This is a genomic window from Shinella sp. HZN7 (assembly GCF_001652565.1).
GTDB lineage: Bacteria > Pseudomonadota > Alphaproteobacteria > Rhizobiales > Rhizobiaceae > Shinella > Shinella granuli.
The window spans coordinates 2,931,253-2,954,675 of record NZ_CP015736.1 but is presented as its reverse complement, the minus strand read 5'-3'; the positions used below and the strand labels follow the sequence as shown (position 1 = coordinate 2,954,675).

Here is a 23,423-nt window from a genome sequence, read left to right as displayed (position 1 = left end):
TGGCGGTGTCGCGCAGGATTGCCATCGTCGGAAACGGCCCCGTGCCCGAAGGGCTCGCCGAGACGATCGATGCCGCCGATGTCGTGATCCGCTTCAACGACTGCCGCTCCATGGGGCGCGGCGGCGAACGGACCGACATCGTCGCCGTCTGCAATACCGGCCGTCCGGCCCTGGCGATGCTGGGCGGCGGACGGTGGAAGACGAGTGCCGCCGTGCGGCAGGCGCGCGAGATCTGGTGCGTGCGGACGGCGGAAATGTTCGCCGCCATGCGCCCGGCCCTTGCCGAGAGCCATCCCGATCTCGACGATTTCTGCGACGATTACACGCTCGGCTTCGAGACGTTCGCGCGCGCCACCGGCCGGCGGCTCGCTGTGATCCCGGCCGCGGTGCACCATGCGCTCGATGCGGCCTTGGCCGCCTTCGACCCGCCGCCCTATGTGGTGCCGAGCTCCGGGCTGATCGTCATCGCCCATGTGCTCGACAGCGTCGCGAAGGCGGGCGAGCGCGTCTCCATCGCCGGCTTCGGCCATGAGGGCTGGCAATGGCACCCCTTTGCCGCGGAACGGCGCTGGGTGGATGCCCAGGTCGCCGCCGGCCGCCTCGATCGACTGGAGCATTCCCGACTCCGGAGCGATGCCGCTCCGGCCGGCAAGGCTCCAGACCATATGAACACGACTCCTGTCTCCCGGGGAAGCTGACCATGTCCTACAGAATGTCCCGCGCCGCCTATGCCAACATGTTCGGCCCAACCATCGGCGACAGGGTGCGCCTTGCCGATACCGAGCTCTTCGCCGAGGTGGAAAAGGACTTCACCACCTATGGCGACGAGGTGAAGTTCGGCGGCGGCAAGGTCATCCGCGACGGCATGGGCCAGAGCCAGGCGACGCGTGTCGAAGGTGCCGTCGATACGGTCATCACCAATGCGCTGGTCATCGACCATACCGGCATCTTCAAGGCCGATGTGGGCCTCAAGGACGGCCGCATCGCCGCCCTCGGCAAGGCGGGCAACCCGGATACGCAACCCGGCGTCACCATCGTCGTCGGTCCCTCGACGGAGGTTATCGCGGGCGAGGGCAAGATCCTCACGGCGGGCGGCATGGATGCCCATATCCACTATATCTGCCCGCAGCAGATCGAGGAGGCGCTGGCGAGCGGCATCACCATGATGCTCGGCGGCGGCACCGGCCCGGCGCATGGTACGCTCGCCACCACCTGCACCGGCGCCTGGCATATCGAGCGCATGATCGAGAGCTTCGATGCCTTTCCGATGAACCTGGCGCTCGCCGGCAAGGGCAATGCCTCGCTGCCGGCGGCCATCGAGGAAATGGTGAAGGCCGGGGCCTCTGCGCTGAAACTGCACGAGGATTGGGGCACGACGCCGGCGGCGATCGACTGCTGCCTTTCCGTCGCGGACGATTACGACGTGCAGGTGATGATCCATACGGACACGCTGAACGAAAGCGGCTTCGTCGAGGACACGATGGCCGCCATCAGGGGCCGCACCATCCATGCCTTCCACACCGAGGGGGCAGGCGGCGGGCATGCGCCGGATATCATCAAGGTCTGCGGCCATGCCAATGTCATCCCGTCCTCGACCAATCCGACGCGGCCCTACACGGTCAACACGATCGCCGAGCATCTCGACATGCTGATGGTCTGCCATCACCTGTCGGCGTCGATCCCGGAAGACATCGCCTTTGCCGAGAGCCGCATCCGCAAGGAGACGATCGCGGCGGAGGACATCCTGCACGATATCGGCGCCTTCTCGATCATCTCGTCCGACAGCCAGGCGATGGGCCGCGTCGGGGAAGTGGCGATCCGCACCTGGCAGACCGCCGACAAGATGAAGCGCCAGCGCGGCCGCCTTGCCGGCGAGACGGGCGAGAACGACAACCTGCGCATCCGCCGCTATATCGCGAAATACACGATCAACCCGGCGATCGCCCATGGCCTCAGCCACGAGATCGGCTCGATCGAGGTCGGCAAGCGGGCGGACCTCGTGCTGTGGAACCCGGCCTTCTTCGGCGTGAAGCCGGACATGGTGCTGCTCGGCGGGGTGATCGCCATGGCGCCGATGGGCGACCCGAACGCCTCGATCCCGACGCCGCAGCCGGTGCACTACCGCCCGATGTTCGGCGCCTTCGGCAAGATGCGCACCAATTCCTCCGTCACCTTCGTCTCGCAGGCGGCGATCGATCTCGGCCTGCGCGAGCGCCTCGGCGTCGCCAAGCAGCTCCTGCCGGTGCGCAACACCCGCGCCATCTCCAAGGCCTCGATGGTGCTGAACGACCTGACGCCGCATATCGAGGTGGACCCGGAGACCTACGAGGTGCGGGCCGACGGCGAATTGCTGACCTGCGAGCCCGCGACCGTGCTGCCCATGGCGCAGCGCTATTTCCTTTTTTAGGCGATCGTGCAGCCGGCCCGGCCTTCCCGCAAAATTCCTTAACGGAAGTTTCAAAACGAGGCAGTTAAACTTCTAGCGAAGGTATTAGCTGAATCTGAAAGAAAGTGCCGTAGGGTCTCCTTGTTCATTGTGGAGAGATTTATGCGTGGCAGGCTGGCCCTTTGGCTGAGGGCCCAGTGGGAGGCGGGTGTCTTCCAGACACGGGCCGATATTTCGATGTTCGTGCTGAACACCGTCCTGGTGGCCATCACGCTCGCCACCGCGGCCTATCTGATGGTCGCGGCAATCCTCGCGAATTTCCATCTTCTCCCCTATCCCTTTGCCTCTGCCCTCAGTTTCGGCACCCCCACGACGGTGCTGATCGCAGCGAGCGTATCGGCCCTGATCGCCTGGCTTATGGGAATGGCGATCCACGAAATGGCGCTGTCGCGCGCCAAGTTCGAGCGGCTCAGCCGGCTGGATTCGCTGTCGGGCCTGCTGAACCGGCGGGCCTTCATCGAGGATATGGCGGAGAAGAAGCTCAACGGTTTCTTCGTGCTGTTCGATGTCGACCGGTTCAAGCTCGTCAACGACGTGCATGGCCATGCGGTGGGAGATGCCGTCATCGTCGCCGTCGCGGAGGAGCTGGAGCGGGTGTTCGCGTCCCCCCATCTCGTCGGGCGCCTGGGCGGCGAGGAATTCGCCGTCTTTATCGAGAACGACGACCGCGGGGATTGCAGCCTGCTGGTGGAGGAAGCGCGCCGTTCCGTTGCCGCGCGCCGGGTCACGGGCGCCAAGGGTCCGCTCGGCGTCACGCTGTCGGCCGGTATCGCCGACCGGCCCGTCGGCCGGCGGTTCGAGGCGGTCTTCGAGGCCGCGGATCGGGCGCTCTATCTCGCCAAGTCGCTCGGCCGCGACCGGACGATCCACGAGGACGAGGGCGAGGGGCTGCTGGAGCCGAGCCGCCGCGTCGCGGCCGGCGGGCGCCGGCGCTGACGGCGGCCTACGCCAAATGACGTATGCCGTGCTTCGGCGGTTTCCTTGGCAGGGCAAACATGCTTTTGTCGGCGGCACTTGATCCATCAGACCCGAGGCCGCCCCTTGCCCCATCGCTCCACGGAAATCCTGCCGCACGGAACCGGCGGTACCCGCACGCCCATCGATGTCGTCGTGCTCGTGCATGACCAGCGCCATGTGCGCCGCAAGCTCCTGCACATGCGCAGCGACGATGTCGTGATGCTGGATCTCAAGGAGCCGGTGCAGCTTGCCCACGGCGATCTCCTGCTCACCGAAGCAGGCGAGGTGATCGAGGTCATCGCCGCCGCGGAGGAACTCTATGAGGTGACGCCGAAGGATCGGCTGCATCTCGTCGAGCTTGCCTGGCACCTCGGCAACCGGCACCTGCCGGCGCAGATCGAGGACGCCCGCATCCTCATCCTGCGCGACCACGTCATCCGCGACATGCTGACGGGGCTTGGCGCTGCGGTGCGGGACGTCGTCGAACCCTTCCATCCGTTGCGCGGCGCCTATTACGGCACGGGACACGGACACCACCACCACGGCCATGGCTGACACGGCGTCGCCCGCGGCGCTGCTGCGCCTGATGACCTGGCTCTCGCCGGCCTTTCCGGTCGGCGCCTTCTCCTATTCCGGCGGCCTGGAACAGGTGGTGGACGACGGCGATGTCAGGGATGCGGAAACGCTCGGCGCCTGGCTTTCGAGCCTCCTGGCGCATGGCAATCTCTGGAACGATACGGTGCTGTTCGCCGAGGCGCATCGCGGCTGTGGCGAGGCCGGGCGGCTGGCGGCGGTCGCTGAACTCGCGGAGGCGCTGTCCGGTTCGGCGGAGCGGCATCGCGAGACCATGCTGCAGGGCGAGGCCTTCCTCGCCGCCGCGGCGAGCTGGCCGCATCCGGTGCTGGCGGCGCTCGGGGCCGCGGCTGCCTATCCGGTGGCCGTCGGCGCCGTTTCGGGCGGCCATGGCATTGCGGCCGAGGCGGCGCTTACCGCCTATCTGCACGCGGTCGCCTCGAACCTCGTCTCGGTCGCCATCCGCTGCGGCGTCGTCGGCCAGCGGGGCGGCGTGGCGCTGCTGGCCGAGCTGGAGGAACCGATCCTCACGCTTGCATCGGCCGCCGCCCGCTCGACGCTCGACGATCTCGGCTCGGCCACCATCCGGGCGGATATCGCCAGCCTGCGGCACGAGACGCTGGCGACGCGGCTGTTCCGCTCATGACGGCGCTTGCGGCGGCCCGCGGCGCGGCGCAGATTTTCAATGACGGGGTGGCGGCGTTCCCGGCCGGCCATCCCGGATCTTCCGGAGGTTTCCCATGACATCGAAGAACGGTCCCCTGCGCGTCGGCATCGGCGGTCCCGTCGGCTCGGGCAAGACGGCGCTTACCGAAAAGCTCTGCAAGGCGATGCGCGAGCACTATTCCGTCGCCGTCGTCACCAACGACATCTACACGAAGGAGGATGCCGAGGCGCTGGTGCGCATGCAGGCGCTGCCTTCGGACCGCATCGTCGGCGTCGAGACGGGCGGCTGCCCGCATACGGCGATCCGCGAGGACGCCTCGATCAACCTCCAGGCCATTGCCGACCTCAACCGGCGGTTCCCCGATCTCGACGTGGTGTTCATCGAATCGGGCGGCGACAACCTGGCCGCCACCTTCTCGCCGGATCTTGCGGACCTGACGATCTATGTCATCTCGGTCTGCCAGGGGGAGGAAATCCCGCGCAAGGGCGGGCCGGGCATCACGCGCTCGGACCTGCTCGTCATCAACAAGAAGGACCTCGCCCCCCATGTCGGGGCCGATCTCGATATCATGCAGCGCGACGCCGAACGCATGCGCGCCGCCCGGCCCTTCGTCTTTTCCGATATGAAGCGGGGGGAGGGCGTCGGACGAATCGTCGACTTCCTGCGCGTCGAGGGCGGGCTCTGATCCCGCCCCGGCTACGGTATTTCAGATCCGGCGAAGGGCGTCGGGGTCGCCGATATGGACGAGGCGCCCGCGGACATTGACGCCATGGCCCCGCAGCATGGAGAAGGCGCGCGACAGCGCCTCGGGCGCAAGGCCGAGTTTGCCGGCCAGCAGGCTCTTCTGATAGGGCAGGCGGAAGCTGGTGGCCTTGTCTACCGGGCACTGGGCGAGCAGGTAGCGCGCCACGCGCTGCGGCGCTGTGTGCAGGCGGTCGTCGGCAAGGCTGGCAAAGGCCCGCGCCAACTGGCCGGTCAGCGCATTAGCGAGCGCCATCGCCAGATCCGGCCGCCGCCCGGCGATGTCGCGCACGCGCTTCAGATCGAAACGGGCGATGAGGGAGGGCTCGGCGGCCTGGGCGGTTGCCCCGTAGCGGCCGCCGTCGAGCACGACGCTGGCGCCGATCAGGTCGCCGGGACCGTAGAGTTCCACATCCGCTTCCCGGCCGTCCGGGTCGAGCTTGTAGACGCGCACATAGCCGGAGAGAACGGAATGCAGCATGTCCGCCGGCTCACCCTCGCGAAACAGCAACTGACGCGGCGGCAGGTTTCCGATGGCCGCTATCTCCATCATCGCCGCCACGCTCTCCACGCCAAGGGCGGAAAGGAGGCCGGAATTCAGCAGGGTTTCCCGCTCCCGGGCACCGGGTTTCATCAGCCTGTTCATCGATCTCACTCCATGCTCCCGCAGGCATCATCGGTCTTCGATGAAAGAACGATAGTCGAGGAAGGGGAAGTCTTATTTGATTTCGATCAATGAACGCGAAAACGGCCGGTTCGACGCCTGTCGGACCGGCCGTTTGTTTCGCCTGGCGACTATTCCGCGGCGAGCGGCGAGTGATGCACCACGTTGAACGGTTTTCGCCCGCCGTTCTTCTTCTCGAGCGCCTCGATGCGCTTTTCGAGGTCGGCGACATCGCGGCTGGTCTGATCGGCAAGGCGGGTCAGCGCTTCCGGCTCCATGGCCAGCAATTCATCGTCCTTCTTGCCGATGAAGCGGCCGAAGGTCCAGGCGAGCAGGCGGGACAGATCGTCCATGATGAGGAAGAAGGACGGCACGACGACGAGCGAGAGCACCGTCGAGACGATGATGCCGCCGATGACGGCGATCGCCATGGGCGAGCGGAAGGAGCCGCCTTCGCCGACGCCGAGCGCCGAGGGCAGCATGCCCGCCGACATGGCGATGGAGGTCATGACGATGGGACGGGCGCGCTTGCGGCCGGCCTCGATCATCGCGTGCACCCGCTCCATGCCGTGGTGCATCATCTCGATGGCGAAGTCGACGAGCAGGATGGCGTTCTTTGTCACGATGCCCATCAGCATGAGGATGCCGATGAGGACGGGCATGGACAGCGCGTTCTGCGTCAGGATCAGGCCGGCGGCCACGCCGCCGATGGCGAGCGGCAGCGACAGAAGGATCGTGAACGGCTGGATCACGTCCTTGAAAAGCAGGATCAGCACCATCAGCACGAGCAGCAGGCCGAGCAGCATGGCATTGGCGAAGGACTGCTGCATTTCCGCCTGGATCTCGGCATCGCCGCTCTCGGCGAACTGCACGGTCGGCGGCATGTCGATGCTGTTGGCGATCTCCTTGAAGCGGGCGGTGGCCGTGTCGAGCGCCACGCCCTGCTTGAGGTCTGAACCGACCGAGACGACGCGGTTGCGGTTGTGCCGCTTCACCGAGCTCGGGCCTTCTGAATAGTCGATGTCGGCGACGCTCGACAGCGGCACGATCTGACCGCTCGCCGTCTGGATCTTCAGGTTGCGGATGGCCGAGAGGTCGGCACGGAACGTGCGGTCGACCTGAACGCGGATCGGGATCAGGCGATCGTCCAGCGAGACCTTGCTGAGCTGGGAATCGATGTCGCCGATCGTGGCGACGCGCACGATTTCCGAGATCTGCGCCGTGGTGATGCCGAGGCGGGCCATCTGGTCGTCCCGCGGGCGGATCTGCAGTTCCGGCCGCGGCAGCGAGCCTTCGGAGCTGACATTGGCCAGAACCGGATCGGCGCGCAGCTTCGATTCCAGCACGGCGACGGTGTTGTTGAGGTCCGCCTCGTTGTTGGACAGGAGGTTGAAGGCAAGGTCGCGTTCGCCGCGATCGTTGAGCTTGATGATGCGCACGTCCGGAATGTCGCGCAGGTCCGCGAAGATCTCCCGCTCGATGTCCCATTGCGGCCGCAGGCGGCCCTTCGCCTCCACCTTCGGAAGATAAGGACCGATGACCGGGATCCGGCCGGCGACGTCGTTCACCAGCTTGTGGGTGAGGGAATGTTCGAGCTTGTCGAGGATGACGGTCACCGAGGCGCGGCGCAGTTCGAGGTCGCCCTTCGGCGAGGAGCCGCCGAGCACGAAGACGCTTTCCACGCCGTCGATGCCCTTGATCCGTTCATAGATCTGCGTGGTGGTGCGGTCGGTATCGTCAAGCATCGCATCCGGCGGCAGCTCGACGGAGAGAACGATGCGGGAGGCGTCTTCCGGCGGCAGGAAGCTGCCGGGCACGGTGGAAAGCAGCATCACCGAGCCGACGAGGAAAGCGATGGCGGCAAAGAGCGTCGCATAGCGGGCATACCATGTGCCCGTCGTCTTGCCGATCAGCCAGGTATAGAAGCGCATGAAGGCGCCTTCCTTCTCCTCGCCATGGCCGTCGGCATCGCCGGAGCGCATGAGATAGGCGGCCATCACCGGGGTGATGAGGCGTGCCACCGCAAGGGAGAAGAACACCGCCACCGCGACCGTCAGGCCGAACTGGATGAAGTACTGGCCCGGAATGCCCGGCATGAAGGAGACCGGCACGAAGACCGCGATGATGGTGAAGGTCGTCGCGATGACGGCAAGGCCGATCTCGTCGGCAGCCTCGATCGCGGCCCGGTAGGGCGTCTTGCCCATGCGGATATGCCGGGCGATGTTCTCGATCTCCACGATCGCGTCGTCGACGAGGATGCCGGTCGCCAGCGTCAGCGCCAGGAACGAGACGAGGTTCAGCGAGAAGCCGAGCATGTCCATGACGAAGAAGGTGGGGATCGCCGAGAGCGGCAGCGCCACGGCGGAGATCAGTGTCGCCCGCCAGTTGCGCAGGAAGAGCAGCACGACCGCGACGGCGAGGAGGGCCCCTTCCAGCAGCGTGTGCAGCGCCGCTTCATAGTTGCCATAGGTGAAGTAGACGGCGTCGTCGACGAGGTCGATCGAGACATCGGGATATTGCTTGCGCACCGTGTCGAGCGAGGTGGCGACGGATTCGGCGACCGTCACTTCGCTGGCGCCCTTCGAACGGAACACGGCGAAGGTGACGACCGGATTGCCGTTGAAGCGCGAGAAGGAGCGAGGCTCCTCATAGGTGTCGGTGACCATGCCGAGCTCGGAAAGCCGCACGAAGCGGCCGTTCGGTAGGGCGATCATCGTGCTGTTGAGCTTTTCGACGGAGCGGGCGTCGCCGAGCGTGCGGATCGCCTGCTCGGCGCCGGCGACCTGGCCGCGGCCCGAGCCGACATCGGCATTCATGCTGCGGATCTGCCGGTTGACGTCGGCGGCGGAAATGCCGAAGGAATCGAGCTTGCCCGGATTGAGATCGATGCGCACCTCGCGGTCCGCGCCGCCGAAGCGGTCGATCTTGCCGATGCCCGGCCGGCCCTGCAAGGCGCGCTTGACCTTGTCGTCGACGAACCAGGAGAGCTCCTCGAGCGTCATGTTGGGCGAGGAGACGGCAAAGCTCTGGATCGCCTGGCCTTCCACGTCGATCTTGGTGACGACGGGTTCTTCCACGGAGGCCGGCAGGTCGCTGCGGATGCGGTCGATCGCGTCCTTGACGTCCTGTAGCGCCTGGTTGGTCGGCTTTTCGATCTCGAAGAGCACGGAAGTGACCGAACTGCCGTCGGTGACGGTCGACATGATGTCGTCGACCCCCTCGATGCCGGCGACCGCGTCCTCGATCTCCTTGGTGACCTGGACCTCCAGCTCGGCCGGGGCGGCGCCGCTCTGTTCCACGGTGATGGCGATGAGGGGAACGTCGATATTGGGGAAGCGCGTGATCGGCAGGGCATAGAAGGACTGGATGCCGACATACATCAACAGGAAGAATGCGAGCAGCGGCGCAATCGGATTGCGAATGGACCAAGCTGAAAAATTCATGTCCCCAAAGTCCTCGGTAAGAGACCAGACGTTCTTATGTGTGCCTGCAGTTCCGGGCGCAAACCATGGCGCGCCTTGGCCGGACCTGCTCCAGGCATCCGGCCCCTTCCCGGATCACCCGCCATGCGACCGGGCGCCCCAGCCCGGCATTTTCCGCCTTGGGCGGAAGCGGCTCCGCCACAGCGGAGCCTTCATAATTCATTTCGTGGCCGATGCCTGCACGGCATGCACCGGATTGACGCGGTCGCCGTCGCGCACATAGGCGCCGGCCTTGGCAACCACCTCGTCGCCGGCGGCAAGGCCGCTGACGATCTCGATCACCTGGCCGTCCTGGATGCCGGTCTCGACCGGTACCAGCGTGACCACGCCGTTCTCGACCTTGCGGGCGACCGTCTTGCCGCCTGCGGTGGTGACGGCGGAAAGCGGCAGCACGATGCCCTGCTTCTCCTCGACGACGATTTCGGCGCTCGCGAACATGCCGGCGCGTGCCTTGCCGGGCTCGTCGAAGCGGATATAGACGCGGCCGAGGCGGCTTTGCGGGTCGAGCGTCGGCTCGATGAGACGGATCGTGCCGGTGAGCGTGGCGGCTCCGCCGGCGAGCGTGACGGTCGCCTTCTGGCCCGGTGCGAGCTTGAGGATGCCGTCCTCGGAAACGTCGGCCTTCAGCTCGATCTCGCCGTCGCGGATGACGGTGAAGAGCGGTGCGGCGCCGCCGCTGGCGATGGCGCCGACCTTGGCCGTGCGGGCCGAGACGATGCCGGCGACCGGCGACTTCACCGCGGTGCGGGCGAGCTTCAGGTCGATATCGTCGATCTGCGACTGGGCGACCTTGATGTCGGCCTGGGAAACGGCGATGGCCTGTTCGGCGGAATTGACGCGGGCGAGCGCCGCATCCGCGGCGGCAACGGCCTGGTCGACGGCGGCCTGCGACTGCGAGCCGGACCTGACGAGCCGCTGGGCCCGGTCCCGGACGCGCACGGCCTCGTCGGCATTGGCCTTGGCCTCGACGAGCTGGGCCCGGATCTGCGCGAGGGCGGCATTCGCCTTGGCAAGCGAAGCCTCGGTCTGGCTCTTCTGCAGAACCAGCGCATCATCGTTCAGCGTGGCGAGCGTGCCGTCCGCCTCGACCCGGTCGCCGACGTCGGCGGCAAGCGTGCGGATGGAAAGGCCGTCGACGAGCGGCGTGACATAGACATCCTCGACCGCCTGGACGGAGCCGGTGGCAAGCACGCGGTCGACGAGGGTGCGCGTCTCGGCGGCGGTGACGACGATTGCCGGGAGGTTTTGCGTCTGCTGCTTGTCGGCTTCACCTTCGGCCGGATCGGCGGCGAAGGCGAAAAGCGGGGTCACCGCCAAGAATGTCGCGACGGAAAAAGAGAGTATTTTCCTGCGTCCAGAAGCCATAGGCCGAACTTTCCCAAAAGCATGACTTTATGATCTCGGTCCGGGCGTTGTTCTTGAGGTTCTTGCCGGACCCTATTCCCTAGCTATATGGCGGACACGGAACGGCTCCCCAGCTCCTCCACGCTCCCGCTGCGGTCTATGTAATCGGCGCGCCTTGCCCTTACAAGAGGCAACGAAATGGTGCCTCATTATTTTAGGCGTTTGGCATTTCCATGGCAATCGCGACGGGCTGTCGCAGGGAGCCATGGATTTCTACAGCCGCAAAACACAACGTGCGGGGCAAGGCCCCGCACGCTTGGCTTGGCATAAGGCGTCGATTATTTCAGCGCTTCGTCGGTGACCTCGTGCGTCCAGGCGCCTTCCGGCTCCTTGGAGATGACCGGATCGGAGCCGCCGGCCAGCAGCGAGGCGACGGTGCGCTTGTAGTCCGCCTCGTCGAGCGCGCCGTTGGAGCCGGCGGTCAGCTTGGCGATTTCGCCCATCATGCGCTTCTGGTGCGCCTCGGTCTGCGCGCCGGTCGAATCGTTTTCGAGAACGATGTCGGCGGCTTCGTCCGGGTTCTCCTCGGCATATTTCCAGCCCTTCATGGAGGCGCGCACGAACTTCACCATCTTTTCCTTGAAGGCCGGGTCCTTCAGCTTGTCCTCCAGCACGTAGAGACCGTCTTCCAGCGTCGCGACGCCCTGGTCCTCGTATTTGAAGGTGATGAGGTCCTCCGGCTTGATGCCGGCGTCGATGACCTGCCAGTATTCGTTGTAGGTCATGGTGGAGATGCAGGCGGCCTGCTTCTGGATCAGCGGATCGACGTTGAAACCCTGCTTCAGGACCGTCACGCCGTCCGGCCCGCCGGTGGTCGGGATCTTCAGGTGCGCCATCCAGGAGAGGAACGGATATTCGTTGCCGAAGAACCAGACGCCGAGCGTCTTGCCCTTGAAGTCCTCCGGCCCCTTGACGCCGGATTCCTTCAAGCAGGTCAGCATCATGCCCGAGGACTTGAAGGGCTGGGCGATGTTGACCAGCGGCACGCCCTTTTCGCGGGCGGCAAGGGCGGAGGGCATCCAGTCGACGATGACGTCGGCGCCGCCGCCGGCGATCACCTGCGCGGGCGCGCTGTCCGGGCCGCCCGGCTTGATATCGACGTCGAGGCCTTCCTCCTCGTAAAAGCCCTTGTCCTTGGCGACGTAATAGCCGCCGAACTGGGCCTGCGTGACCCATTTGAGCTGGAGCGTCACCTTGTCGGCGGCCTCCGCCTGGAATGCGGCAAGCGAGAAGGCGCTTGCCAGAAGCGTGCATGCGGTCGTCTTTTTCATGTCAGTTCCCTCTTTCTTTCTTCTTTTACGCCTGCCCACCGCGGACAGACGGATGCCAGAACGTGACGGCCCGCTCGATCAGCGCGACCAGCCCGTAGAAGGCGGAGCCAGCCACCGCGGCGACCGCGATTTCGGCCCAGACCATGTCGACATTCATGCGCCCCACTTCCGTGGAAATGCGAAAACCCATGCCGACGATGGGCGTTCCAAAAAATTCGGCGACGATCGCGCCGATCAGCGCGAGCGTGGAATTGATCTTGAGCGCATTGAAGATGAAGGGCCAGGCGGCGGGAAGACGCAGTTTTATCAGCGTCTGGAACCAGTCGGCGGCGTAGGTGCGCATCAGGTCGCGCTCCATGTGGCTGGTCGCGGCAAGGCCGGAGACGGTGTTCACCAGCATGGGGAAGAAGGTCATGATGACGACGACGGCGACCTTCGACGGCCAGTCGAAGCCGAACCACATGACCATGATCGGCGCCACGCCGATGACCGGCAGCGCCGAAACGAAATTGCCGAGCGGCAGCAGCCCCTTCTGCAAAAAGGGCGAGCGGTCGATGAGGATCGCGACCAAAAAACCGAGGCCGCAGCCGAGCGCATAGCCGACGAGCACGGATTTCAGGAAGGTCTGGCGGAAATCGGCCCAGAGCGTCGGAAGGGAGCTGATGAGGCGCGCCCAGATCATGCTCGGTGGCGGCAGCAGGACGGAGGGGATGGCGAAGCCGCGGACCGCGCCTTCCCACAGCACGAGGATGGTGATGCCGAAGACCAGCGGCACGGCGAGGCGGGCGGCGCTGTTCGCGGCCGGGCTCGAAAACTTTTGGCGCACCAGCCATTCGTTGAAGGCCCAGGCGGCGAGCCAGAAGACGATGGTCGCAAGGAGGATGGAAAGGTTCATGCCCGTGCCCCCATGCGCTTGAGGACGAGGCCATGGGCGAAGCCCACCACGATGACCAGCAGCGCCGCCACCGCCGCCGCCATGAAGAGCGCGGCCCAGATCTGCACCGTCTGGCCATAGTAGGAGCCGGCGAGCAGGCGCGCGCCGAGGCCGGCGGCGGCGCCGGTCGGCAATTCGCCGACGATGGCGCCGACCAGCGAGATGGCGACCGCCACCTTCAGCGAGGTGAAGAGATAGGGCATGGAGGCGGGCCAGCGCAGCTTCCAGAAGGTCTGCGCGGACGAGGCATTGTAGGTGTGCATCAGGTCGAGCTGGATCTGTTCCGGGCTGCGCAGCCCCTTCACCATGCCGACGACGATCGGGAAGAAGGAAAGATAGGTCGAGATCAGCGCCTTCGGCATCAGGCCGGAAATGCCGATCGCATTCAGCACCACGATGATCATCGGCGCGATGGCGAGGATGGGGATCGTCTGGCTGGCGATGACCCAGGGCATCAACGAACGGTCCATGGCGCGGTTGTGCACGATGGCGATGGCGAGCAGGATGCCGAGCAGGGCCCCCATGGCAAAGCCGACCAGCGTCGCGGAAAGCGTGATCCAGGCATGGTAGACGAGGCTGCGCCGGGAGGTCACCGCCTTGTTGACGGTCGTGTCCCACAGTTCGGCAAAGACCTGGTGCGGCGCCGGCAGCACCGGCCGCTCCTGCGCCATGGTTTTCGGCAGCAGTTCCGCGAAGCCGATCGTCCCGCCGGCGCGCGCCGCCTGGTCGCGCTCGAAGGGCGCGTTGAGCACGACGACGAAGACGTACCAGAGGGCGACGAGTGCGAGCAGCACGGTGCTTATCGGAAGCAGGCGGTCTCGGAAAAAGCTTGCCTCACCCATGGCTCAGCTCCGCGCCGGGGAGGGCATCAGCATCAGCCCCATGGCGAGAATGCCGAGGCCGACGCCGGCAAGCTGGGTGCTGCTCAGCCGCTCGCCGAAGAACAGGAAGGCGATGACGTTGATCAGCAGCAATTGGGTGATGGCGGAAAGCGAGATGGCGATGCCGAGCCCCCCTTCGCGCATCAGCTTCAGCATCATCAGGTTGCCGACGACATAGAGCGTCAGGGAGAACAGCAGGTAGAGGATGTTCGTCGTGCCGATATAGGCGCGCGAGGCGGTCGCCGCGCTGATGAAGACGGCCGTCGCGCCGAAGAGCCAGAGCACATAGGAGAGCTTCATCAAACGTGCTCCTCATAGCTGTGCCCCGCGCGCAGGCCCTCACGCACCCGATGGGCGATTTCGAGGAATTCCGGGGTTTCGCGGATGCCGAGCGGGCGCTCCTTCGGCAGGGGCGATTCGATCACGTCGGTGACGCGGCCAGGGCGGGGGCTCATGACGACGATCTTCGTCGAGAGATAGACGGCCTCGGGAATGGAGTGGGTGACGAAGCAGATCGTCTTGTTGGTTCGCGCCCAGAGTTTCAGGAGCTGTTCGTTGAGATGGTCGCGCACGATCTCGTCGAGCGCGCCGAATGGTTCGTCCATCAGGAGCAGATCGGCGTCGAAGGCCAGCGCCCGGGCGATCGAGGCGCGCTGCTGCATGCCGCCGGAGAGCTGCCAGGGATATTTCTTGCCGAAGCCCGAAAGGTTGACGAGATCGAGCGTGCGCTCGATGCGGGCCTGCTGGTCGGCCTTCGAATAGCCCATGATCTCCAGCGGCAGGGCGATGTTCTTCTCGATGGTGCGCCAGGGATAGAGCGCGGCGGCCTGGAAGACATAGCCATAGGCGCGGCGCTGGCGCGCCTCTTCCGGCGTCATGCCGTTGACGGTGATCTTTCCGGAGGTCGGCTTCTCCAGATCGGCGATGACGCGCAGGAAGGTCGTCTTTCCGCAACCGGAAGGGCCGATGAAGGAGACGAAATCGCCCTTCCCGACGGCAAGGTCGACTCCGGTCAGCGCCGTCACCGGGCCGTCGGCGGTCTGGAAGGTGAGGCCGAGGTCCTTTGCTGAAACGACGGTGCTGGAAGGCGTGGCGTGGGACATGGCAGTCATCCTTCGGCGCGGGTTGCGGCAGACTGCATGTCCATTCTCAGCATTGCAATCGGCATTGTCTGCGGTATCACTTTGGGCACGGAATTCTCACGCTGGATCCGGGGGAAGAGACGATGGCGGAGGAACGAAAGGCCGAATGCCGGGTGGTTCGCCCGGGCGGCACCTATGACGGAAAACAGGGGTTCAGCTACTTCGAGGGCATTGCTCGCGAGAGCGTGGGCGCCTCCGGCATCTGCATGCATCTCCTGACGATCCCGCCGGGCGGGCGGGCGAAGGCGCACATGCACGAGAGCCACGAGACGGCGATCTACATGCTCTCCGGCGAGGCGCATACCTGGTACGGCGAGCGTCTGGAGAACCATGTCGTCGTCCGGGCGGGCGAGATGTTCTACATCCCCGCCGGCGTGCCGCACCTGCCGGCCAATCTCTCCGACGCGCCGGCCTCGGCCGTCATCGCCCGGACAGATCCCCACGAGCAGGAGAGCGTGGTGCTTCTGCCACATCTCGAGGCGCTGGTTGCGATTTAGGCGGCGGGGGAACGCACCCCGCTCTGTCCTGCCGGACATCTTTCCCTCAAGGGGGGAGATCGGCTGGGAGCGCTGATCATCCCCCAAACCAGAATGCGCGCTTGTCGCGAGCGATGCCTGTATGATCCGGGAAAACGGACCGGCCTTCCGATCTCCCCCCTTGAGGGGGAGATGTCCGGCAGGACAGAGGGGGGTAAATGCTGTTTGCAGGCCCCTCACATCTTGCACCGCATCAGCGGCCCCCAGCGCGTGCCGTCCGGAAAGCTCACGGTGTAGCCGCCATTGTCGGGCGTCAGCGTCAGCTCGAAGGGTGTGGTTTCCTCGTATCCTTCCTCGTGGCATTCGGCGGCGACCTTCGTAGCGCCGCCCACCCGATTGCCTTCGCCCTTGAACTCGCAATAGGCGGCGGCGGTGGTAACGCCCTCCTTGTTCAACAGGAAGAAGAAATCGGCGCCGGAGGCTTCGCCCGTCTCGGCGTAGCGGCAGCCTTCCGCGTCGCCATAGCTGCCATCGACGATGTCGGCCGCCGCCCCCGCCGGACCGGCGAGAACGATGCCGAGGAGAAGGGCGAGGCGGCCGGCGCGGATCATACGCCGCTCGCCGGAATGCCGCTGCGCTCCACCTTGCGCGGCGCGGTGATCTCCTTCCAGGTCGACAGCGCATTGTTGACGGCCGCAAACGGCTCACGCTTGACGAACTGGCCGTGCCCCTCACGGGTCTTGACCGTCGATTCCTCGATGGCGACCACGCCGCGCGTCAGCGTGTAGCGTGGCAGGCCCACCACTTCCTTGCCCTCGAAGACGTTGTAGTCGATCGAGGACTGCTGGTTCTTCGACGAGATGGTTTTCGAGCGCTTGGGATCCCACACGACGATATCCGCATCCGCGCCGACGAGGATCGCGCCCTTCCGCGGATAGACGTTGAGGATCTTGGCGATGTTGGTGGAGGTGACGGCGACGAACTCGTTCATCGTCAGACGGCCGGTGTTGACGCCGTGCGTCCAGAGCATCGGCATGCGGTCTTCCAGGCCCCCGGTGCCGTTCGGGATCTTGCGGAAATCGCCGGCGCCGGTGCGCTTCTGGTCCGTCGTGAAGGCGCAGTGGTCCGTCGCCACCACCTGCAGCGAGCCGCTCGCAAGGCCGGCCCAGAGCGAATCCTGGTGCTGCCTGTTGCGGAAGGGCGGGCTCATGACGCGGCGGGCGGCATGGTCCCAATCCCTGTTGAAATATTCGCTCTCGTCGAGCGTCAGGTGCTGGATCAGCGGCTCGCCATAGACGCGCATGCCGTTCTGCCGGGCGCGGCGGATCGCTTCGTGCGCCTGTTCGCAGGAGGTGTGCACGACATAGAGCGGCGCGCCCGCCATGTCGGCGATGATGATGGCGCGGTTCGTCGCCTCGCCCTCGACGGAGGGCGGGCGCGAATAGGCGTGGCCTTCCGGCCCGTTGTTGCCCTCGTCCATCAGTTTCTGCTGCATGGCGGCGACGACGTCGCCGTTTTCCGCATGAACGAGGGGGAGAGCGCCGAGCGCGGCGCAGCGCTGGAACGAGGCGAACATCTCGTCGTCGTTCACCATCAGCGCGCCCTTGTAGGCCATGAAGTGCTTGAAGGTGTTGATGCCCTTCTCCTCGACCACCGCCTTCATCTCGTCGAAGACCTGCTCGCCCCACCAGGTCACGGACATGTGGAAGGAATAGTCGCAATTGGCGCGGGTCGACTTGTTGTCCCAGCGCTTCAGCGCGTCGAGCAGCGACTGGCCCGGATCGGGCAGACAGAAATCGACCACCATGGTCGTTCCGCCGGCAAGGCCGGCGCGCGTGCCGCTCTCGAAATCATCGGCCGAATAGGTGCCCATGAAGGGCATTTCGAGATGCACATGCGGATCGATTCCACCCGGCATGACATAACAGCCCGCCGCATCCAGCACCTCGTCGCCGGAAAGGTCCGGGCCGATCTCGACGATCCTCCCGCCCTCGATCCTGACGTCCGCCTTGTAGGTGAGGTCCGCGGTAACGACGGTTCCGCCCTTGATGACTGTGCTCATTGCGCTGTCCTCTACTGCTTGGTGGAAATGGTGACAGTGCGTGTGTCGACATCCCATTCGTATTCAGTTTCTCCGACACCCTGCTGAAGCAGGCGCGCTTCGATCTCCTCATCGAGGCCACCATCGAGATATTGTACCCACAATGCTTCTGCGGCTTCCTCAGCTTTGGGGCCGGTGAAGACAAAGGTAACGGACTTGCCTGCCATGCTGCTTCTCCCGATGACGTCAGGCTGACCCGAAGAGGGGGCCCGGTTCTCTTAAATCGCGTCGATTGGCTGGGTTCGCAGGTCTTGCCCGCGAGCCCGGCTCACTCCGCAATCCCCGCCGTCTCGATCACCGCATGGAGCAGCACGTCGGCGCCGGCGGCGGCCCATTCCTTGGAAATGTCCTCCGCCTCGTTGTGCGAGAGGCCGTCCACGCAGGGGCACATGATCATCGTGGCCGGCGCCACCCGGGCGGCCCAGCAGGCGTCGTGGCCGGCGCCGGAGATGATGTCCCTATGGCTGTAGCCAAGGTCCTCGGCCGCCTTGCGGACGGTGGCGACCAGCGTCGGGTCGAAGGTGACGGGGTCGAAATGGCCGACCGGCTCGACGGAGCAGCCGACGCCGAGCGCCTCGCAGATCTTCGGCGCCTCCGCCTCGATGCGGGCACGCATGCCGTCGAGTTTCGCCTGGTCCGGCGAGCGGATGTCGACGGTGAAGACGACCTTGCCGGGCAGCACGTTGCGCGAGTTCGGCGAGAAGAACACCTGGCCGACGCCGCCGACGGCGCCCGGCTGGTTCTCCATCGCGACCGTCTGCACCATTTCGAGGATGCGGGCCATGGCGAGGCCGGCATTGACGCGCATGGTCATCGGCGTCGAGCCGGTATGCGCCTCGCGGCCGGTCAGCGTGAATTCCAGCCACCACAGGCCCTGACAGTGGGTGACGACGCCGATATCCTTGCCTTCCGCTTCGAGGATCGGGCCCTGCTCGATGTGATATTCGAAATAGGCGTGCATTTTTCGCGCGCCGACCTCTTCGTCGCCGACCCAGCCGATGCGCTGCAATTCCTCGCCGAAGGTTTTTCCCTCCGGGTCCTTGCGGCCATAGGCGTAGTCCTGCGTATGCACGCCGGCGAAGACGCCGGAGGCGAGCATGGCGGGGGCGAAGCGCGCGCCTTCCTCGTTCGTCCAGTTGGTGACGACGATCGGGTGCTTCGTGCGGATGCCGAGGTCGTTCAGCGAGCGCACGACCTCCAGGCCCGCCAGCACGCCGAGCACGCCGTCATATTTGCCGCCCGTCGGCTGCGTATCGAGATGCGAGCCGACATAGACGGGCAGGGCGTCGGGGTCCGTGCCTTCGCGCGTCATGAACATGTTGCCCATCGTGTCGACGCCCATGGTGAGGCCCGCGCCGTCGCACCAGGCCTGGAACAGGCGGCGGCCCTCGGCGTCCGAATCGGTCAGCGTCTGGCGATTGTTGCCGCCGGCAATGCCGGGGCCGATCTTCGCCATGTCCATAAGGGAATCCCACAGGCGGTCCGCGTTGACACGCATGTTCTCGCCGGGTGCGGCCATGTCTATGCTCCCATGTCATCGGGCTTTTGCAGCCCCATTTTCGTTCCCACCGGCTGGCGGCGCCCTTGTTGTTTTGCGCCTTCCGATCAGCAGTTGCCTTTGTGCGATAACTGTCTGATAATTTGACCGGTTGGTAAACATTACAGCTTCCGTTGCGGCACTCAAGCCGAAAAACCAAAAACTTGGGCTGCATCCAAGAAAATGGCGGCTGGTTAAACTGGTGAATTTGGCGGCACTTTTCCCGGCGACGGGATGGCCGAGGGGGCACGATGGCATTACCAAGGGCGGCGAGGACACAGCGGCGCACGCGCATCCAGGAGGCGAAGGAGGAGCAGATCCTCGAAGCGGCACTGGAGGTCTTCTCCCTGCACGGCTTTCGCGGTGCCACCGTCGACCAGATCGCCGAGGTCGCCGGCATGTCCAAGCCGAACCTGCTCTACTATTTCCGCACCAAGGAGGCGATGCACCGGGCGCTGATCACCCGGGTGCTCGATACCTGGCTCGATCCCTTGCGCGAATTCGATGCGGAGGGCAATCCGGTGTCGGAGATCCGCAGCTATATCCGCCGCAAGCTGGAAATGGCACGGGATTTTCCGCGCGAGAGCCGGCTGTTCGCCAATGAAATCCTGCAGGGCGCGCCGAACATCGAGGACGAGCTGAAGGGGCCGCTGAAATCGCTCGTCGACGAGAAGGCGGAGGTCATCCGCACCTGGGCGAAGGCGGGCAAGATCGCCAAATGCGACCCGTACCACCTCATTTTCTCCATCTGGTCGACGACCCAGCACTATGCCGACTTCGACGTGCAGGTGCGGGCCGTGCTGGGGCAGAACCAGGCCGGCGAGGGGCGGTTCGAGGATGCGGCGCGCTTCCTCGAGCAGCTTTTCCTAACCGGCCTCAATGTCAGCGAGCAGCCGGCGTAGATTTCGATTTGGCCGGCTCCGCCTTGGGCTGGCCGAAGAGGCTTGCGGCGATCTGCTCGCGTTCGCGCCACAGGGCGGGCAGGGCGAGAAGCGCAATGCAGACGACGGCGATCGACGTCTTGGTGAGCTGCGAGAGTTCCGGCGTGCGCCCGTCCGCATAATAGACCGCGTAGACGATGGCGACATGCCAGACATAGACCTGCAGCGAATGGCGGCCGAGCAGGCGCAGGAAGCGCAGGGTAAACACGCCGGTGACGATGCCCGCGAGCTTGCGGACCCAAAGGTTGTGGTGCTTCGGCCCGGCGATCAGCAGCCAGGCGAGACCGGTGGCGACGGCCGCGAAGTTCAGGAGGTAGACCGGGCCGAAATCGGCGCGGATCTCCATGGTCGCGAACTTGTCGAGCACGGACTGCGGCAGCAGGTCCCAGGCCGTGACGATGCGCAGCGGCAGGAAGAACAGGCAGATGGCGAGCGCGACCTTCGGCAGCCGCGTCTTTTCCGGGGAGAAGATGCGGTTCCAGTCGATCCTGTCCTGCGCGGTCAGCGCACCGATGACCAGGGCCGAGAAGAACACGATCTGCCAGCCCAGCATGTTGAAGCTTGCGCGGATGCCCTGGCCGTCGGAGCCGGTGAACAGGGTGTTCAGGGGATCGGTGAGGAAGCGTTGCAGGCCGAGCTGCGCGGCCATCCAGACGATCAGCGAACCGGCCAGCACCTGCGCCCATTTTCCCTTCAGGCAGAGCCAGACGAGCGGCGGGGCGAACAGCATGTAGACGATGTATTGCGGCAGGATGTCCATGAACGTCGGCTGGAACAGGAAGGTGGCGATCGCCGCCAGCCGCAGCGGTTCGTCGAAATTCGTATAGCCGAGCCAGTTGTACCAGAGCCGATAGGCGTCGGGCAGGAACATCTGCACGACAAGCACCGCCATGACCGTGCCCATGGCGTAGCGGTAGAGCTCGAAGGCGCGGTTGCGGATGAGTTGGCGGCCGGTGTCATAACCGTATTTCAGCATCTTGCGGGCATAGACCATGCCGATGAGCAGACCCGAGAGGAACACGAAGCCCTGGGCGTCCTCCACGAAGGCGAACTGGCGGTGGTTCACTTCCATCATCCAGTAACCGCCGACAAAGACGAGGTGATTGATCAGCATGAAGACGAGGAAGTAGCCCCGCATGCCGTCGATGATCTCAAACCGCTTCAAATTATGCGCTCCGCCAATACTCAAGGTGCGCCCCAACGGGTCCGCAACGCATGAGGCGGCGAATCGTTCCAGAAAAAATCAATCCGGCAGAAGCGCCATCAGCGCCAGGCCACCGGCGGTGACGAGGGCGCCGGCCAGCACCGGCAGGCTCGCCCAGCCATGGCCCAGAATGCCTTCGAGCAGGATGATGAAGCTCGGCGTCAGGTAGCCATAGCCGAGTACCTTGGAGGCGGGCAGGCGCATCGAAGCATATTGCAGCAGCAGGAAGGTGCCGGCCGTGGTGACCACCGCAAGATAGGTGACGGCGGCATAGACGGCGAAGGGCAGGGCGGAAAAATCCGTCTCGACGAGGCCGCGAATGCCCGGCGGCACCAGCCAGAGCGCGGCGCCGACCGTTACCCAGAAGCCGAAGGCGACGGCGGGTTCTCCCCGGTCGAAGCGGCGGATCAGCGGCACGTAGAGCGCGTGGCAGATGACGCCGACGAAGAAGATCATCTCGCCGGCGCCGACATCGAAGGCGAGGATGGCCTGGATGTTGCCGCGGAAGATCACCCAGACGGCGCCGGCGGCGGCGATGAGCAGGCCGGCGAGCACGCCGGGCCGGGTCCGTTGCCCGAGCACGGGCAGCGCGAAGCCGGCGCTCAGGAGCGGCATCAGCGTAAAGACGGCGCCGGTGGCGACGGGGCTGGTGAATTCCAGCGCCAAGAACATGGTGAGCATGTAGACGGCGATCAGCCCGCCGAGCAGCAGGAAGCGCCAGGCCTGCTTCGGCAGGGCCACCGGAACCCGGAAGGCGCCGAAGGCGAGCGCCGCCATGACGACGACGGTCAGGATGTAGCGCCAGAGCATCAGCGGCTCGGCCTCCATGTAGCGCGCCGCAAGCCCCCCGAAGGAGAAGGAGCCGGCGATCAGCACCGCAAAGAGCAGCATGGCGAGGTGGCCCTTCAGCTTTTCGTGGCCTTTGGCATGAATGGAAAGGCCTGCCGGGGCCGGCATACGCTTCGTCAAGAAAATCATCCTATTGTCTGCGGCGCGGCATGCTCATAGAGCAATTCCGGCAAGTGTGCGCGGCGGTCTTGCGTCCGCAAGTGCGAAAAATCGGGGTGCGCCGCTCCCACAGGAAAGCCGCAATCGCCGCCCATAGGCCGGCGGCACGCGAGAGGACATTGCATGACGACGGCCATCGGCTTCAAGGACACGGACCGCAAGACGAGCGAACTGCTCGAAGACATCATCCAGTCGATCAAGGGTGAGCACATCACGCTGCGCGACCTGCTCGCGATGATGGGCGAAAGCGGCCTGCTGCTGCTCTGCGCCTTCCTGTCTCTGCCGTTCCTGTTCCCCGTCTCGATCCCCGGCGTCTCCACCGTCTTCGGCGCCGGCATCGTGCTGATCAGCGCGGCGATCACGCTCAACCGGCTGCCCTGGCTGCCCGGCAAGGTCGCCGACCGGCGGCTCGAAAGCGGCAAGCTCCGGCCCGTGCTGGAGCGTGGCGTGACGTTCCTGCGCAAGATCGACCGGTTCTTCAAGCCGCGCATGACGGCGCTCACCACGGGCGCGCTGATGAACCGCGTCAACGGCCTGGTGCTGATGGGGGCGGGACTGCTGCTCATGGCGCCGCTCGGGCTCATTCCCTTCTCCAACACGCTTCCCGGCGTCGCCATCCTCCTGCTCGCCGCCGGCATTTCGCAGCGCGACGGGCTGGTGGTGCTTGCGGGCTATGTGATGGTGGCGCTGACGATCGTCTATTTCGCCGCGCTGGCGTTTCTGGCCTATAGCGCGGGGCAGAGTTTTCATTTCTTCGGGTGAGATTGGGCTCGGGCGCCGCGCTTTTCTCCGATAATCCGCCGCCCTTTCCTCTTCCGTCATCCTCGGGCTTGACCCGAGGATCCACGCGTCACGGCACCGTGTTGCATTGTGGCATTGGATCCTCGGGTCAAGCCCGAGGATGACGGAGAGTGTGGGGCGACCAGAGAGGATGGTCGTCCGGAACGGTCGCGCCAGGAGCAGACGCCGGGTATAGAGGCCGGCGCTTCGGGGC

23 protein-coding genes are annotated in these 23,423 nt (G+C 65.4%); 9 read left to right on the top strand and 14 right to left on the bottom strand.

The features are described from left to right. Window positions 1–5 precede the first annotated feature (5 nt). The 6 genes from shn_RS14350 to ureG all read left to right on the top strand — a co-directional run bounded on the left by shn_RS14350 (window position 6) and on the right by ureG (window position 5,328). A complete protein-coding gene (locus tag shn_RS14350) occupies window positions 6–698 on the top strand; it encodes a hypothetical protein (protein WP_064331011.1) in 693 nt (230 codons plus the stop codon). Window positions 699–700: 2 nt separating this feature from the next. After that, entirely contained in the window at window positions 701–2,407 is a 1,707-nt protein-coding gene (gene ureC / locus shn_RS14345) for an urease subunit alpha (RefSeq protein ID WP_064331010.1), read from the top strand. Between the two features lie 141 nt (window positions 2,408–2,548). Next, a complete protein-coding gene (locus shn_RS14340) occupies window positions 2,549–3,382 on the top strand; it encodes a GGDEF domain-containing protein (protein WP_064331009.1) in 834 nt (277 codons plus the stop codon). Window positions 3,383–3,487: 105 nt separating this feature from the next. Beyond that, on the top strand, window positions 3,488–3,958 hold the full coding sequence (gene ureE, locus shn_RS14335) for an urease accessory protein UreE (protein WP_084438025.1): 471 nt from the start codon (window positions 3,488–3,490) through the stop codon (window positions 3,956–3,958). Further along, a complete protein-coding gene (locus tag shn_RS14330; protein ID WP_064331008.1) occupies window positions 3,951–4,622 on the top strand; it encodes an urease accessory protein UreF in 672 nt (223 codons plus the stop codon). Before ureE ends, shn_RS14330 begins: the two co-directional genes overlap by 8 nt. Window positions 4,623–4,716: 94 nt before the next feature. Then, window positions 4,717–5,328, top strand: a complete 612-nt coding sequence (gene ureG, locus shn_RS14325) for an urease accessory protein UreG (RefSeq protein ID WP_064331007.1) — start codon at window positions 4,717–4,719, stop codon at window positions 5,326–5,328. Window positions 5,329–5,349: 21 nt separating this feature from the next. Here ureG and shn_RS14320 read toward each other — a convergent pair whose 3' ends face one another. From shn_RS14320 to shn_RS14285, 8 genes are all read right to left on the bottom strand, one after another. Continuing rightward, window positions 5,350–6,030 carry a Crp/Fnr family transcriptional regulator gene (locus shn_RS14320; protein ID WP_064331006.1) on the bottom strand — a complete coding sequence of 227 codons (681 nt, stop codon included), beginning with the start codon at window positions 6,028–6,030 and terminating at the stop codon, window positions 5,350–5,352. A gap of 149 nt (window positions 6,031–6,179) precedes the next feature. Next, a complete protein-coding gene (locus tag shn_RS14315; protein WP_064331005.1) occupies window positions 6,180–9,491 on the bottom strand; it encodes an efflux RND transporter permease subunit in 3,312 nt (1,103 codons plus the stop codon). Window positions 9,492–9,689: 198 nt separating this feature from the next. Continuing rightward, window positions 9,690–10,895 carry an efflux RND transporter periplasmic adaptor subunit gene (locus shn_RS14310; RefSeq protein WP_084438020.1) on the bottom strand — a complete coding sequence of 402 codons (1,206 nt, stop codon included), beginning with the start codon at window positions 10,893–10,895 and terminating at the stop codon, window positions 9,690–9,692. Between the two features lie 317 nt (window positions 10,896–11,212). After that, window positions 11,213–12,205, bottom strand: coding sequence for an ABC transporter substrate-binding protein (locus shn_RS14305; RefSeq protein WP_064331004.1), 993 nt, complete (start codon window positions 12,203–12,205; stop codon window positions 11,213–11,215). A 25-nt stretch (window positions 12,206–12,230) separates the two neighbouring features. Beyond that, window positions 12,231–13,100, bottom strand: a complete 870-nt coding sequence (locus shn_RS14300) for an ABC transporter permease (RefSeq protein WP_064331003.1) — start codon at window positions 13,098–13,100, stop codon at window positions 12,231–12,233. Continuing rightward, window positions 13,097–13,981, bottom strand: coding sequence for an ABC transporter permease (locus tag shn_RS14295; protein ID WP_064331002.1), 885 nt, complete (start codon window positions 13,979–13,981; stop codon window positions 13,097–13,099). Before shn_RS14295 ends, shn_RS14300 begins: the two co-directional genes overlap by 4 nt. A 3-nt stretch (window positions 13,982–13,984) precedes the next feature. Beyond that, on the bottom strand, window positions 13,985–14,320 hold the full coding sequence (locus tag shn_RS14290) for a hypothetical protein (RefSeq protein ID WP_064331001.1): 336 nt from the start codon (window positions 14,318–14,320) through the stop codon (window positions 13,985–13,987). Continuing rightward, a complete protein-coding gene (locus shn_RS14285; protein ID WP_064331000.1) occupies window positions 14,320–15,123 on the bottom strand; it encodes an ABC transporter ATP-binding protein in 804 nt (267 codons plus the stop codon). Before shn_RS14285 ends, shn_RS14290 begins: the two co-directional genes overlap by 1 nt. 122 nt (window positions 15,124–15,245) lie before the next feature. Between shn_RS14285 and shn_RS14280 the strand changes: the two genes are divergently transcribed. Beyond that, window positions 15,246–15,659, top strand: coding sequence for a cupin domain-containing protein (locus tag shn_RS14280; RefSeq protein ID WP_064330999.1), 414 nt, complete (start codon window positions 15,246–15,248; stop codon window positions 15,657–15,659). A gap of 215 nt (window positions 15,660–15,874) precedes the next feature. On the opposite strand, the gene shn_RS14275 is transcribed toward shn_RS14280, so the two are convergent. The 4 genes from shn_RS14275 to shn_RS14260 form a co-directional block, all read right to left on the bottom strand. Continuing rightward, complete coding sequence (locus shn_RS14275) at window positions 15,875–16,249, bottom strand: hypothetical protein (RefSeq protein WP_064330998.1); 375 nt, start codon at window positions 16,247–16,249, stop codon at window positions 15,875–15,877. Then, window positions 16,246–17,700, bottom strand: a complete 1,455-nt coding sequence (hydA, locus tag shn_RS14270; RefSeq protein WP_064330997.1) for a dihydropyrimidinase — start codon at window positions 17,698–17,700, stop codon at window positions 16,246–16,248. The genes shn_RS14275 and hydA overlap by 4 nt, the downstream gene beginning before the upstream one ends. An 11-nt stretch (window positions 17,701–17,711) precedes the next feature. Next, entirely contained in the window at window positions 17,712–17,906 is a 195-nt protein-coding gene (locus shn_RS14265) for a hypothetical protein (protein ID WP_064330996.1), read from the bottom strand. A gap of 101 nt (window positions 17,907–18,007) precedes the next feature. Continuing rightward, window positions 18,008–19,258 (bottom strand): Zn-dependent hydrolase, encoded by a 1,251-nt coding sequence (locus tag shn_RS14260; protein ID WP_064330995.1) that lies wholly within the window; start codon window positions 19,256–19,258, stop codon window positions 18,008–18,010. A gap of 269 nt (window positions 19,259–19,527) precedes the next feature. On the opposite strand from shn_RS14260, the gene shn_RS14255 reads away from it, so the two are divergent. Then, complete coding sequence (locus shn_RS14255) at window positions 19,528–20,178, top strand: TetR family transcriptional regulator C-terminal domain-containing protein (protein WP_064330994.1); 651 nt, start codon at window positions 19,528–19,530, stop codon at window positions 20,176–20,178. Here shn_RS14255 and shn_RS14250 read toward each other — a convergent pair. Then, window positions 20,159–21,382 carry an OpgC family protein gene (locus tag shn_RS14250; protein WP_064330993.1) on the bottom strand — a complete coding sequence of 408 codons (1,224 nt, stop codon included), beginning with the start codon at window positions 21,380–21,382 and terminating at the stop codon, window positions 20,159–20,161. The two genes, shn_RS14255 and shn_RS14250, sit on opposite strands and share 20 nt — an antisense overlap. A 78-nt stretch (window positions 21,383–21,460) precedes the next feature. After that, entirely contained in the window at window positions 21,461–22,390 is a 930-nt protein-coding gene (locus shn_RS14245; RefSeq protein WP_245337297.1) for a DMT family transporter, read from the bottom strand. A gap of 162 nt (window positions 22,391–22,552) precedes the next feature. On the opposite strand from shn_RS14245, the gene shn_RS14240 reads away from it, so the two are divergent. After that, the gene (locus tag shn_RS14240; protein WP_064330992.1) at window positions 22,553–23,191 is read left to right on the top strand and encodes an exopolysaccharide biosynthesis protein; all 639 of its coding nucleotides are present in this window, start codon (window positions 22,553–22,555) and stop codon (window positions 23,189–23,191) included. Window positions 23,192–23,423 lie beyond the last annotated feature (232 nt).

Coding starts and splice junctions, on each gene's coding strand:
- ureC (WP_064331010.1), top strand. CDS start 701: ATGTCCTACAGAATGTCCCGCGCCGCCTATGCCAACATGTTCGGCCCA.
- shn_RS14340 (WP_064331009.1), top strand. CDS start 2,549: ATGCGTGGCAGGCTGGCCCTTTGGCTGAGGGCCCAGTGGGAGGCGGGT.
- shn_RS14330 (WP_064331008.1), top strand. CDS start 3,951: ATGGCTGACACGGCGTCGCCCGCGGCGCTGCTGCGCCTGATGACCTGG.
- ureG (WP_064331007.1), top strand. CDS start 4,717: ATGACATCGAAGAACGGTCCCCTGCGCGTCGGCATCGGCGGTCCCGTC.
- shn_RS14320 (WP_064331006.1), bottom strand. CDS start 6,030: ATGAACAGGCTGATGAAACCCGGTGCCCGGGAGCGGGAAACCCTGCTG.
- shn_RS14315 (WP_064331005.1), bottom strand. CDS start 9,491: ATGAATTTTTCAGCTTGGTCCATTCGCAATCCGATTGCGCCGCTGCTC.
- shn_RS14310 (WP_084438020.1), bottom strand. CDS start 10,895: ATGGCTTCTGGACGCAGGAAAATACTCTCTTTTTCCGTCGCGACATTC.
- shn_RS14305 (WP_064331004.1), bottom strand. CDS start 12,205: ATGAAAAAGACGACCGCATGCACGCTTCTGGCAAGCGCCTTCTCGCTT.
- shn_RS14300 (WP_064331003.1), bottom strand. CDS start 13,100: ATGAACCTTTCCATCCTCCTTGCGACCATCGTCTTCTGGCTCGCCGCC.
- shn_RS14295 (WP_064331002.1), bottom strand. CDS start 13,981: ATGGGTGAGGCAAGCTTTTTCCGAGACCGCCTGCTTCCGATAAGCACC.
- shn_RS14290 (WP_064331001.1), bottom strand. CDS start 14,320: ATGAAGCTCTCCTATGTGCTCTGGCTCTTCGGCGCGACGGCCGTCTTC.
- shn_RS14285 (WP_064331000.1), bottom strand. CDS start 15,123: ATGTCCCACGCCACGCCTTCCAGCACCGTCGTTTCAGCAAAGGACCTC.
- shn_RS14280 (WP_064330999.1), top strand. CDS start 15,246: ATGGCGGAGGAACGAAAGGCCGAATGCCGGGTGGTTCGCCCGGGCGGC.
- shn_RS14275 (WP_064330998.1), bottom strand. CDS start 16,249: ATGATCCGCGCCGGCCGCCTCGCCCTTCTCCTCGGCATCGTTCTCGCC.
- hydA (WP_064330997.1), bottom strand. CDS start 17,700: ATGAGCACAGTCATCAAGGGCGGAACCGTCGTTACCGCGGACCTCACC.
- shn_RS14265 (WP_064330996.1), bottom strand. CDS start 17,906: ATGGCAGGCAAGTCCGTTACCTTTGTCTTCACCGGCCCCAAAGCTGAG.
- shn_RS14260 (WP_064330995.1), bottom strand. CDS start 19,258: ATGGCCGCACCCGGCGAGAACATGCGTGTCAACGCGGACCGCCTGTGG.
- shn_RS14255 (WP_064330994.1), top strand. CDS start 19,528: ATGGCATTACCAAGGGCGGCGAGGACACAGCGGCGCACGCGCATCCAG.
- shn_RS14240 (WP_064330992.1), top strand. CDS start 22,553: ATGACGACGGCCATCGGCTTCAAGGACACGGACCGCAAGACGAGCGAA.